This is a genomic window from Pseudomonas sp. LBUM1651, from assembly GCF_059716135.1.
In genome coordinates this window covers 583650-596248 of sequence record NZ_CP166805.1, presented here as the reverse complement: position 1 = coordinate 596248, position 12599 = coordinate 583650, and the positions used below count along the sequence as shown (strand labels likewise).

7 protein-coding genes are annotated in these 12599 nt (G+C 61.4%); all 7 read right to left on the bottom strand.

Annotated features, from left to right (window positions below):
* Window positions 1-80: 80 nt before the first annotated feature.
* The 7 genes from ACA066_RS02725 to ACA066_RS02695 all read right to left on the bottom strand — a co-directional run bounded on the left by ACA066_RS02725 (window position 81) and on the right by ACA066_RS02695 (window position 12571).
* Complete coding sequence (locus tag ACA066_RS02725; RefSeq protein WP_497698025.1) at window positions 81-971, bottom strand: transglutaminase family protein; 891 nt, start codon at window positions 969-971, stop codon at window positions 81-83.
* The gene (locus ACA066_RS02720) at window positions 971-3457 is read right to left on the bottom strand and encodes a circularly permuted type 2 ATP-grasp protein (protein ID WP_497698024.1); all 2487 of its coding nucleotides are present in this window, start codon (window positions 3455-3457) and stop codon (window positions 971-973) included. Before ACA066_RS02720 ends, ACA066_RS02725 begins: the two co-directional genes overlap by 1 nt.
* A gap of 88 nt (window positions 3458-3545) precedes the next feature.
* A complete protein-coding gene (locus ACA066_RS02715) occupies window positions 3546-6821 on the bottom strand; it encodes a transglutaminase family protein (protein ID WP_497698023.1) in 3276 nt (1091 codons plus the stop codon).
* A 379-nt stretch (window positions 6822-7200) separates the two neighbouring features.
* Complete coding sequence (locus ACA066_RS02710) at window positions 7201-9504, bottom strand: YgiQ family radical SAM protein (protein ID WP_497698022.1); 2304 nt, start codon at window positions 9502-9504, stop codon at window positions 7201-7203.
* A 203-nt stretch (window positions 9505-9707) separates the two neighbouring features.
* Window positions 9708-11102, bottom strand: a complete 1395-nt coding sequence (gene dnaB, locus ACA066_RS02705) for a replicative DNA helicase (RefSeq protein ID WP_017336265.1) — start codon at window positions 11100-11102, stop codon at window positions 9708-9710.
* A 109-nt stretch (window positions 11103-11211) separates the two neighbouring features.
* Window positions 11212-11658 (bottom strand): 50S ribosomal protein L9, encoded by a 447-nt coding sequence (gene rplI / locus ACA066_RS02700; protein WP_008035347.1) that lies wholly within the window; start codon window positions 11656-11658, stop codon window positions 11212-11214.
* Between the two features lie 19 nt (window positions 11659-11677).
* Window positions 11678-12571: a hypothetical protein gene (locus ACA066_RS02695; RefSeq protein WP_497698021.1), complete on the bottom strand. Its 894-nt coding sequence runs from the start codon at window positions 12569-12571 to the stop codon at window positions 11678-11680.
* Window positions 12572-12599 lie beyond the last annotated feature (28 nt).

Below are 12599 nucleotides of genomic sequence, written 5' to 3'. Positions count from 1 at the left end.
GAAGACAGCGCGTTTTTCCAGACAGGACGCGTCATCGTTGACGTCCATCGCGAGCAAGCTCGCTCCTACAAGGGATCTTGTCAGTCCAATGGCATTACGGTGACGCGGACTTCCGGGTCGTGATTACCGCCCCCCAGAATCACCCCCCGCAACGGCGAGACATCGGAAAAATCCCGCCCCCAGGCCAGGGTGATGTGTTCCAGCGCCGGCTGCACATTGTTGGTCGGATCGAAATCCACCCAGCCCAGCACCGGGCAAAAAACCGAAACCCAGGCATGCGAGGCGTCAGTACCGATCAGGCGTGGCTGGCCGGGCGGTGGCTGAGTCAGCAGGTAACCGCTGATGTAACGAGCCGCCAACCCACGGGAACGCACGCAAGCGAGCATCAGGTGAGCGAAGTCCTGGCAAACCCCGCGCCGGCGCTCCAGCACTTCCACCAGCGGCGTTGCCACCTGCGTCGCTTCGGCGTCGAAGGTGAACTCGCTGAAGATTTTCTCCATCAGCGCCTGAACGCCGAGCAACAGTGGACGGCCCGCCGGGAAACAACTTTCCGAGAACTCGACGAAGTTGCGCTTCAGATGCACATAGGGCGATTCGAACCGGTAACGGCAAGCTTCCAGCAATTCAGGAGAAAGCGGCTGACTGCTATAGGTCAGTGCGTTGCGGGTTTCTTCCCAGGCCGGAGATTGATTGAAATCCAGCGTTGGCCGGGACAGCACTTCGACGGTGAGCCGGGCGTTGACCAATAGCTCATCGTGCGGCCGCTCGAATGCCAGCCGGGTCAGCGGGTTGCCAAACACATCCAGCTCGTCCCGGCGCGATGTCGGGTCGGGGCTGATCTGCAATTGCTGCTCGATGCAGTGCTGCCAGGCACACGTTCGCGGCCACAGGTGCGCCAATTGCTGGGCGAGGGACACCGGGCTGTCGTAGTGATAATGGGTGTCATGGAAAATTTGGTAACGGGCGCTCATCAGACGGACACCGTGCGCTGGCTGACATCGTCGACATGGGCGAAATGGCGCAACGCCAGACGATCCGACACTTGTCCGCTGGCGTCGGCGATCTCTTGCAGCAGATCGGCCAGCCCATCAATGGCGGCACGGACGCTGGCTTCGCCGAACAGCGAATTCTCCAGGCACCCCAGATCGAAGCGCGCCAGCCGCTCCACCAATTGCGGCAGACCCGCTTCGCGCGGCACACCGAAATCATCGTTCAAGCGTTTGAGGGTGCGGGTCACCAGTTTCAGTTGGAACAGCACCGCGTGCGGGTTCTGCTCATCGAGCAACAACAAGTCCAGCACGGGGATCAATTGCGCCACCGCCAGATACCGCGAGCGATAGGTGATGCTGCTGTTGCCCAGTTCCAGCAGCCATTCCAGCCCGGCCTGATCGAAGGCTCCGCTGCCGCGCAGGAACGCCGCCAGGCTGCCGCTGAGAAATTGCAGGCGCTCGATCCGCCGGCCGATCATCAGGAAGCGCCAGCCTTCGTCCCGTGTCATGTCGTCGAGGGCAAAACCCGACAGCGCCGCCAGCGACATCACCAGACGGTTGAGGAAATCCAGCAGCTCACCGAAATCCGGTTCTTCGGTTTCCAGCTCGATAGCCTCGCGTTGCAACTCCACCAGCGCCTGCCAGTTTTCCCGCGAGAGCTTGCCGCGCACCTGCGAAGCCGCCCACTGCAAGCGCTGCAGGTTGGAACGCAGGCTGAACGGCCAGTCATCGCCGAGCAGCGCCGCCAACAACCGTTCAGGCAATTCACCTTCATCAGGCAACAACATCAACCGCTCGCCCAGCTCGACAGCCGCCTCCAGAGCTTGCGGGTCGTCACCATCGACATAGCGCGCCAGCATGATCCGCAGCAACCGCGCGCTGTCATCGCATCGCTCACAGTAACGGCCGAACCAGAACAGGTTCTCCACGACCCGCGACGGCAGATACGGATCGCGCCGCACCAGGTCGTGCACACCGATGCTGCGCTGGGCTTTCCACTGTTCGCCGCTGGGTGGCCGATCCCCGAGCACCCAAGTGTCCTTGCTTGCGCCGCCGCGTTGCATCGACACCACTTCGGCGTCGGCTTGCGCGGCAACCCGGGTCAAACCACCGGGCAGAACCCGATAGCCGTCACGACTGGCCACCGCATACACGCGCATACCGATGGCCCGAGGTTGTAACTGACCGTCTTCAGTCTGCCAGATCGGCGCCTGGGACAATTGCGCCAGTTCTTGCGCCACATAGGCGTAAGGTCGCGCCTGCATGCGCTCGGATAGCGCCTGACGCTGTTTTTCGCTCAAATCGCGGCCAAACACCGGCGCGAAGCTCTGTGACGGAAACGCCGGTTTGATCAGCAGCTCCGGCAGCTTTTCCAAGGCCTGGGCCAGCACCGGCGCTTCGCCGCACCACCATGTGGCGATGGAGGGCAGGATCAGCTCTTCACCAAACAGGAATTGATTGATCCTCGGCAGGAAGCCCAGCAGTCCCGGCGATTCCAGAACGCCGCTGCCGAGTGCGTTGGCCACCAGCACGCGTCCCTGCCGCACGGCTTCAAGCAGGCCCGGCACACCGAGCGCCGAATCGGTACGCAGTTCCAGCGGGTCGCAGAAGTCATCGTCGAGCCGGCGCATGATCGCGTGGACCCGGCGCAGGCCGCTCAAGGTTTTCAGATAAACCGTGGCATCGCGCACCGTGAGGTCGCCACCTTCCACCAGTGGATAACCGAGCTGCCGCGCCAGATACAGGTGTTCGAAATAGCTTTCGTTGAAACGCCCCGGCGTCAGCAGCACGATCAGCGGCACTTCATCATCGCTCGGTGCCTGACGGGCCAGGGTTTCCTGCAGCGTGCGGAAGAACCCCGCCAAATGTTGCACCTTCAAGTCGCGGTACAACTCGGGAAAGGCCCGGGACACGATCGTGCGGTTTTCCAGGGCGTAACCGGCGCCGGACGGTGCTTGAGTCCGATCCGCCGTGACCCACCAGCGCCCGTCGGGCGTGCGCGCCAGATCCACGGCATACAGATGCAGAAAGGCCCCCTCGGGCGGCGTGATGCCCTGACAGGGCCAGAGGAAATTGTTGTGACCGAACACCAGTTCTGCCGGCAGCAGGCCTTCAGCAATCAACCGCTGCGGCCCGTACAAATCCGCCAGTACGGCATTCAACAGACGCGCCCGCTGCGCGATCCCGGCTGACAACAGCGCCCACTCATCAGCGGCGATCACATGCGGCAGCAGGTCCAGTTCCCACGGTCGGTCCGCGCCCTTGGGGTCGGCGTAGACGTTGTAGGTCACGCCGTTTTCCTGAATCTGCCGGGTCAGCAGTGCCTGACGCTGCACCAACTGCGCGGGCGTGCTGCGTTGCAACTGGTCGAACAGTCGACGCCAGTGCGGGCGCACCGCACCGCTGTCGTCGAGCAGTTCGTGATAAGTGCCCGCCGTCAGCGGGTAGCGGTCTAGCAGGTCAGGCATGGAAAGCTCGGCAGACAGCAAGGAACGGTCAGACTAACGCAGGCTCATGACGCCCGGATAGACGAAAAATCCGAGCGTCGCGTACGGTTTAGAAACGTCGCAAATCGAGAGTCATCGGTAGCTCGTCGTTAATTTCCAGAATCGGTATAGGAAGTTTCCCTGGGCTGTGTCCGATGCGGAAGAAACGCGCCATCCTCCGACTTTCGGCTTCATTGGCGTTCACCGGCAAGCTGTCATAGTTGCGCCCGCCCGGATGGGCGACGTGGTACTGACAGCCACCCAGCGAACGCTGCATCCAGGTGTCGAGCAGGTCGAACACCAGCGGCGCGTGGACGGGAATGGTCGGTTGCAGGCAATTGGCCGGCTGCCAGGCGCGGAAACGCACGCCGGCCACGAATTCGCCAACCCGCCCGGTGGGCTGCAAGGGCACCGGGACGCCGTTGCAGGTCAGCAAATAACGTTGCGGTGGCAGGCCGGTGAGCTTGACCTGCAAACGCTCAAGGGACGAATCCACATACCGTACCGTGCCGCCGACGGCGCCCTCCTCGCCCAGCACATGCCACGGCTCGAGCGCCTGACGCACCTCCAGTTCGATGCCGCTGACCGCGTAATCGCCGACCTTGGGAAAACGGAATTCCAGATGTGCGGCAAACCACTCGGCCCGCACCGGGTAACCCGAGGCGTTGAGATCAACGATGACGTCGGCGAAATCCTGCTCGATAAAGTGCGGCAACAGGAACCGGTCGTGCAATTCAGTGCCCCAGCGCGCCAGTTTCGGCGGCGCATAAGGCTCGCGCCAGAATCGCGCGACCAGCGCTCGCAGCAACAACTGTTGCGCCAGACTCATGCGCGCATGCGGTGGCATTTCAAAGGCACGCAACTCCAGCAAGCCCAGGCGCCCCGTCGCGCCGTCCGGTGAATAAAGCTTGTCGATGCAGAACTCGGCGCGGTGGGTGTTGCCGGTCACGTCGATCAGCAGGTTGCGCAACAACCGATCCACCAGCCATGGCGCGCACTCTTCGCCCGGTTCAGGCATTTGTGCAAAGGCGATTTCCAGCTCGTACAGCGCATCATTGCGTGCTTCATCGACGCGCGGTGCCTGGGACGTGGGGCCTATGAACAGCCCGGAAAACAGGTAGGACAAGGACGGATGGTTATGCCAGTAGCTGATCAGGCTGCGCAGCAAATCCGGACGGCGCAGAAACGGTGAGTCAGCCGGTGTCGCGCCGCCCAGTACGAAATGGTTACCGCCGCCGGTGCCGGTGTGTCGGCCGTCGATCATGAATTTCTCGGTGGTCAGTCGCGTCTGGCGCGCTTCTTCGTAGAGAAACTCGGTGCGTTCGACCAGTTCGTCCCAGGTCGAGGATGGCTGCACGTTAACCTCGATCACGCCCGGATCCGGGGTGATGCGGAAGTTGCTCAGACGCGGATCGCTCGGCGGCTCATAGCCTTCCAGCAACACCGGGCAATGCAGCTCCTGAGCCGTGGCCTCGATCGCGGTGACCAGCTCCAGATAATCCTCGACCCGCTCCAGCGGCGGCATGAACAGGTACAAGCGCCCTTCGCGAGCCTCGGCGCAGAATGCGGTGCGCGTCAGCCAGTCGGCGGATTCGTCGACCTCCAGATCCCGCTCGACCGCTTCGGCCGGTGCTCCGGGGCTGTTCAGCTGCGGAGTGTCTGGAAGCGCCGGGAATTCCTGGTTGGGGTCGTTGGGATAGATGAACGGGTACTCGGCGGCCTTCACCCATGGCTGCGAACCCAGGGGCAAGCGATAACCCAGCGGCGAATCCCCTGGCACCAGTCGACAGTGCTCGTCGCGCAGGTACCAGCGACCGCTTTGCCACTGATCGCCCTTGGCGGTGCGGGCCAGCGGCAGGACCTGGCCGATCACTTTATCCAGCCCCTGACTGAAGACTTTACGCAGACGCGCACGCTCCAGCGGTTCTTCCAGGCGTGAGTCTTCGGCGCTGACATTCTGCGGCAACGTGCCTTCGCGCCAGAGGTAATAGAAATTGTCTTCGTAGGCCGGGAACACAAAACGTGTCGGAATTTTCAGGCGTTCGGCGACACTCGCCAAAAAGCGCCCGGCCAGCTCGCCATCGGCGCCGTAGTCTTCCTGCTCATCGGCAATCAGCGCGCTGTTGTGCCAGATCGGCACGCCGTCGCGGCGCCAGTAACAGTTCAGCGACCAGCGCGGCAGTTGCTCGCCGGGGTACCACTTGCCTTGACCGAAATGCACCAGGCCCTTGGGCGCGTAACGCTTGCGCATGCGCTGGAACAGTTCGGCGGACAGGCGACGCTTGTCCGGCCCGAGCGCGGCGGTGTTCCATTCGGCGCCGTCCGGATCGTCGATGGAGACGAAGGTCGGCTCGCCGCCCATGGTCAGGCGTACGTCGCCTTCCAGCAGGTCGGCATCGATCTGCCGGCCCAGTGCCTGGATCGCCAGCCATTGATCTTCGGTGTAGGGCTTGGTGACCCGCGGCGCCTCCCAAATCCGCTCCACGGACATTTCGTGGGTGAATTCGCACTCGCACGGTTCCACCAGGCCACTGATCGGTGCCGCAGAGCCCGGATCGGGACTACACGCCAACGGAATATGTCCTTCACCAGCAAACAGCCCCGACGTCGCGTCCAGGCCGATCCAGCCGGCCCCCGGCAAATAGACCTCGCACCAGGCATGCAGGTCAGTGAAATCAACTTCAGTGCCTGAAGGGCCGTCGAGACTTTTGACGTCGGCGGTGAGTTGAATCAGGTAGCCAGAGACGAAACGCGCCGCCAGCCCAAGGTTGCGCAGCAATTGCACCAGCAGCCACGCCGAGTCGCGGCAGGAGCCGGAGGCATGTTCAAGGGTGTGTTCGGGCGTCTGCACGCCCGGTTCCATGCGGATCAGGTAGCCAATGTCTTCGCTCAGGCGCTGGTTGAGCGCCACCAGGAAATCCACGCTCGGCAGCGGCGTGCGGTCGATGCCGTCCAGATACGCCTTGAATGTCGGCGTCAGGGGCAAGGTTTCCAGATACGGCGCCAACTCCTTGCGCTCGTCCGCGGCGTAGGCGAACGGGATCTTTTCCGCGTAAGGCTCCAGGAAGAAGTCGAACGGATTGAACACCGCCATTTCGGCCAGCAGATCGACTTCGATCCGCAGCTCATCGGTTTTTTCAGGGAACACCAACCGCGCCAGGTAATTGCCCTGGGGGTCTTGCTGCCAGTTGATGAAATGCTGCTCGGGCGATACTTTCAGCGCGTACGACAGTATCCGCGTGCGACTGTGGGCGGCCGGGCGCAGGCGAACAATTTGCGGCCCGAGCTCGACGGCGCGGTCGTAGCGGTAATGCGTGACGTGGTGCAATGCGACATGAATCGACACGGCGTGCCTCCTGCGAGCCTTGAGCGTATTCGAAAGCGCGCAAGACTTATGCCATCCAGTGGCGCTGGCGCTTTCTCCGGTTGCTTGAGGCAGTACAGCACCAAAATCGGGCGATGCGGGAAATTGGTTTGGGGGAGTTGCACGTATTTGTGGCGAGGGAGTGGGTGTACGTGGCCATTGTGGTGAGGGAGCTTGCTCCCGTTGGGGCGCGAAGCGGCCCTGAATCAGGCAATGAGTTCCTTCCATTGAAACGCGCTAGCCGGGTTTGCGACTGCTTCGCAGCCGAGCGGGAGCAAGCTCCCTCGCCACAGGTGATCACCGATCCAGAAACGCAAAACGCCAACCCGAAGGTTGGCGTTTTGTTCAGCTCAATCGAGGCTTAGCGCGGAACAACCGGCTTGCGCGCAGGCTTCGGCCCCTTGCCTTTGGCCGCATCCTTGCGCTCCTTGGCCGCCTGCTGGTTGCGGGCGAATGCCGCAGCCTTGGCCTGTTCGCGCTTGTCCCACGGGTTGCCGCCATCGCTGGCACGCGGTGGCAGGCCAGTGTGCTGGGTCAGGATCTTGGTGGTCTTTTCCCCAGCCACTTTATGGCTGCCGGCCGGCGTCGAGTTCTTGCGACGGGCGCTTTGGTAGCTGTCGGTTGCCGGCTGATGCAGCGGGATCAATTGGTTCTTGCCCGGCCCGATCAGGTCGGCGCGGCCCATGCGGGTCAGCGCTTCACGCAGCATCGGCCAGCCTTTCGGGTCGTGGTAACGCAAGAACGCCTTGTGCAGACGGCGCTGCTCTTCGCTCTTGACGATGGTCACGGCGTCGCTCTTGTAAGTGACCTTACGCAGCGGGTTCTTGCCCGAGTGGTACATCGCGGTGGCGGTGGCCATCGGCGACGGGTAGAACGCCTGCACCTGGTCGGCGCGGAAGCCATTGCCCTTGAGCCACAGGGCCAGGTTCATCATGTCTTCGTCGGTGGTGCCCGGGTGAGCGGCGATGAAGTACGGAATCAGGTACTGCTCTTTCCCGGCTTCCTTGGAGTACTTCTCGAACATGCGCTTGAACTTGTCATAGCTGCCAATGCCCGGTTTCATCATCTGGTTGAGCGGACCTTCCTCGGTGTGTTCCGGGGCGATCTTCAGGTAGCCACCGACGTGGTGGGTCACCAGTTCCTTGACGTATTCCGGCGACTCGACCGCGAGGTCATAACGCAGGCCGGACGCGATCAAAATCTTCTTCACACCCGGCAACGCACGAGCGCTGCGGTACAGCTGGATCAGCGACGAGTGGTCGGTATTCAAATTCGGGCAAATGCCCGGGAACACGCACGACGGCTTGCGGCACGCGGATTCGATTTCCGGGCTCTTGCAGGCAATGCGGTACATGTTCGCGGTCGGGCCGCCGAGGTCGGAAATGACGCCGGTGAAGCCTGGGACCTTGTCGCGGATCTCTTCGATTTCGCGAATGATCGACTCTTCGGAACGGTTCTGGATGATCCGGCCTTCGTGCTCGGTGATCGAGCAGAACGTGCAGCCACCGAAGCAGCCACGCATGATGTTCACCGAGAAACGGATCATGTCGTAGGCCGGGATTTTTTCCTTGCCGTACGCCGGGTGCGGGATACGTGCGTAAGGCATGCCGAACACGTAGTCCATTTCTTCAGTGGTCATAGGAATCGGCGGCGGGTTGAACCAGACATCGACTTCGCCGTGCTTCTGCACCAGCGCACGGGCGTTGCCCGGGTTGGTTTCCAAGTGCAGCACGCGGTTGGCGTGAGCATAAAGAACCGCGTCGCCACGGACTTTTTCAACTGATGGCAGACGAATCACGGTCTTGTCGCGGGTCATTTTCGGGCTGGCCAGAATCTGCACGGCTTTGGCTTCGCTCGGGTCCTCAACCGGGCCCTTTTCCTGCTCGATGGCGCAGGCCTGGGTGTCTTGGGTGTTGACGTACGGGTTGATGATCTTGTCGATCTTGCCCGGACGGTCGATGCGCGTGGAATCGACTTCGTACCAGTCTTTCGGCGTATCGCGACGGATGAACGCGGTGCCGCGCACGTCGGTGATGTCTTCGATCTTGTGACCGTAGGACAGACGCTGGGCGACTTCGACGATCGCACGCTCGGCGTTGCCGTAGAGCAGGATGTCGGCGCAGGCGTCGATCAGGATCGAGTTGCGCACCCGGTCCTGCCAGTAATCGTAATGGGCGATGCGGCGCAGGGAAGCTTCGATGCCGCCAAGAACGATTGGTACGTTCTTGTAGGCTTCCTTGCAGCGCTGGCTGTAAACCAGGCTCGCGCGATCCGGACGTTTGCCCGCCAGGCCACCAGGGGTGTAGGCGTCATCGGAACGGATTTTCTTGTCGGCGGTGTAGCGGTTGATCATCGAATCCATGTTGCCGGCCGCGACGCCGAAGAACAGGTTCGGCTCGCCGAGCTTCATGAAGTCGTCTTTGGACTGCCAGTTCGGCTGGGCAATGATCCCGACGCGGAAGCCCTGGGATTCCAGCAGCCGGCCGATGATCGCCATGCCGAACGACGGATGGTCAACGTAGGCATCACCGGTGACGATGATGATGTCGCAGGAATCCCAGCCAAGCTGATCCATCTCCTCCCTGCTCATCGGCAGGAATGGCGCTGGACCGAAACATTCGGCCCAGTACTTGGGATAGTCAAATAACGGCTTGGCTGTTTGCATGACGATGACCGGTGTTGAGATGAAAAATCGCGGGCGCGGAATATAGCACAAAAAATAACCAATTCCGACGGCTATGGTCGGAAATTGCGGGTAACCGACTGTAGGAGCGAGCTTGCTCGCGATGGTCGCTAACGATGACGGGGGTTGCCTGGATGTACGCGGCGCCCTGACGTCCTTCGCGAGCAAGCTCGCTCCTACACGGGCTACTCGTCGTCGAAGTTGTAGCTACCCGGTGCCAGGTTTTCGAAGCGGGTGTACTTGCCGATGAACGCCAGTCGTGACGTGCCGATCGGGCCGTTCCGCTGTTTACCGATAATGATTTCGGCGATGCCTTTGTGCTCGGTTTCCGGGTGATACACCTCGTCCCGGTACACGAACATGATGACGTCGGCATCCTGCTCGATCGCTCCGGATTCCCGGAGGTCGGAGTTGATCGGGCGTTTGTTCGGTCGTTGCTCCAGGGAGCGGTTGAGCTGGGACAACGCCACCACCGGGCAATTGAATTCCTTGGCCAGGGCTTTCAAGGAACGGGAGATCTCGGAAATCTCGTTGGTCCGGTTGTCACCACCGGAACCCGGAATCTGCATCAATTGCAGGTAGTCGATCATGATCAGGGCGACATCGCCGTGTTCACGCACCAGACGCCGGGTCCGCGCGCGCATTTCCGAAGGGCTGATACCCGCCGTATCGTCGATGAACAACTTGCGATCGTTAAGCAGGTTGACTGCCGACGTCAGGCGCGGCCAATCGTCGTCATCCAGGCGACCGGCACGGACCTTGGTCTGGTCGATACGGCCGAGGGACGAGAGCATACGCATGATCAGCGATTCACCTGGCATCTCGAGCGAGTACACCAGCACGCACTTGTCGCTGCGTAGCACGGCGTTTTCCACCAGGTTCATCGCAAAGGTGGTTTTACCCATGGACGGACGGCCGGCGACGATGATCAGGTCGGCTGGCTGCAGGCCGCTGGTCTTTTCATCAAGGTCGGTGTAACCGGTCGACAAGCCCGTGATGGCGTTGTCGGTGTTGAACAGGGTGTCGATACGGTCGATCGCCTTGGTCAGCAGGTCATTCACGCTCACCGGGCCGCCGGTTTTAGGCCGGGCCTCAGCGATCTGGAAGATCTGCCGTTCGGCTTCGTCGAGAATCTCTTCAGCGGTGCGGCCTTCCGGGTTGAAGGCGCTGTCGGCAATCTCGGTAGCGATGCCGATCAGCTGCCGCAGCGTCGCCCGCGCGCGGACGATCTGCGCATAGGCCTTGATGTTGGCGACGGACGGTGTGTTTTTCGCCAACTCGCCGAGGTAACCGAGGCCGCCGACCTGCGAAGTCTGACCTTCCTTGTCCAATTGCTCGGCAAGGGTCACGACGTCGATCGGGGAGTTCTGGTCGGCGAGCTTGGCGATCGCGCGGAAGATCAGGCGGTGGTCATGCCGGTAGAAATCGCCGTCGGAGACTTGATCGAGCACGCGTTCCCAGGCGTTGTTGTCCAGCATCAGACCACCGAGCACGGCCTGTTCGGCCTCGATGGAATGCGGCGGCACCTTCAGGGCAGCGGTTTGCAGATCGTATTGCTCGGGAGCGGAGATATCGTTCATGGCCACTAGAAATTGGGGGTTTCAGAAAGACAAAGGGCACGACCTGTAAACAGGATCGTGCCCGATGTTACCGGCAAGCACCCAAGGGTGCCAGCCGACATAGTGCTGCTTAAGCTGCTACCACGACAACGCGTACGGTGGCTTCAACTTCGGCGTGCAGGTGCACGGCTACGTCGAATTCGCCTACGTTGCGGATGGTGCCGTTCGGCAGACGAACTTCGCTTTTAGCAACTTCAACGCCAGAGGCGGTCAGTGCATCAGCGATGTCGTGAGTACCGATCGAACCGAACAGCTTGCCTTCGTCACCAGCGGTGGCAGTGATAGTCACTTCCAGCTCAGCCAGTTGGGCGGCACGGCTTTCAGCCGAAGTTTTACGGTCTGCTGCGGCTTTTTCCAGCTCAGCGCGACGCTCTTCGAACGCAGCCAGGTTGGCTGGGGTCGCAGCGGTAGCTTTGCCGTAAGGCAGCAGGTAGTTACGACCGTAACCAGCCTTAACGTTCACTTTGTCACCCAGGTTGCCCAGGTTGGTGACTTTTTCCAGAAGGATCAGTTGCATGTGAAAATCCTCTTAACTTTTAACCTTCACCGTTCGCGTTATCGGGGTCTTTCGACACCAGACGACCGCGAAAATCAATCAGGCTGTCGACGATGGCCAAGACCACCAGCAACGGATAGATCAGCTGCATGAACAGCAACAGCGTGACGTACAACCCCACCAGCCAGAATCTGCCCAGTCGCTTTTGCGCCACCAGCCCGTGAATCAGGGCCAGCCCGGCGAACACCAGCGGCACGCTGCACAACGGCGTCAACATGGCCATCTGTGGACCGATGTTCGGCCCCAGAAGCATGCACGCCAGCAGCAACATCGCTGGTAAAAGCGGGAATCGGATGGCGCGAAACTCGCGACCAAAACCACCCGGGTTGTACAACAACGCCTGCCAGTAGCGCCCGACAATCAGGCTCAGCACGCTGACGATTTGCAACAAGGCCGCAATCAGGCCGGTCAGGACCGGTGCAATCAGGGACGCAAAATGCGCTTGCTCGTCTACCGACAACTTCTGGTAGACATCACCGAGTAGCGACGGCATGACCTTTATCAAGGCCTGCGCCAGCATCTCGATTTGGGGAGCAAAAGCTGTCCCCAGCACCACTGCAAACACCACTCCCATCGCTATGCTGACCAGCAGCACGCGATTCCAGGACTCGCTTGCGCGCAAAACCAACGCAAGGCTCGAAGACCCCAGCAGCACCAGAAGTGCCCGTGGGTCGTCGGAGTAAAGCCACCAGATCAACGCCGGCAGCAGTCCCAGAGCAAGTACGCCAAGGGCGTCCTTCAATCCGCGCCGCAGGAGCACAAGGCATCCGGCGGCAGCACCCAACCAATACAACAACGGCAATGTTGCGCATCCGGCCACTACCAGAGTGGCCTGCATACGGCCGCGCATGATGAACTCAGCTAAGGCACGCATGCTTTCAATCCTTTGCTACGTGTCGACT

What these genes read in the sequence shown, in the direction of transcription:
- ACA066_RS02725 (WP_497698025.1), bottom strand. Translation starts at nt 971, where the DNA reads ATGAGCGCCCGTTACCAAATTTTCCATGACACCCATTATCACTACGAC.
- ACA066_RS02720 (WP_497698024.1), bottom strand. Translation starts at nt 3,457, where the DNA reads ATGCCTGACCTGCTAGACCGCTACCCGCTGACGGCGGGCACTTATCAC.
- ACA066_RS02710 (WP_497698022.1), bottom strand. Translation starts at nt 9,504, where the DNA reads ATGCAAACAGCCAAGCCGTTATTTGACTATCCCAAGTACTGGGCCGAA.
- dnaB (WP_017336265.1), bottom strand. Translation starts at nt 11,102, where the DNA reads ATGAACGATATCTCCGCTCCCGAGCAATACGATCTGCAAACCGCTGCC.
- rplI (WP_008035347.1), bottom strand. Translation starts at nt 11,658, where the DNA reads ATGCAACTGATCCTTCTGGAAAAAGTCACCAACCTGGGCAACCTGGGT.
- ACA066_RS02695 (WP_497698021.1), bottom strand. Translation starts at nt 12,571, where the DNA reads ATGCGTGCCTTAGCTGAGTTCATCATGCGCGGCCGTATGCAGGCCACT.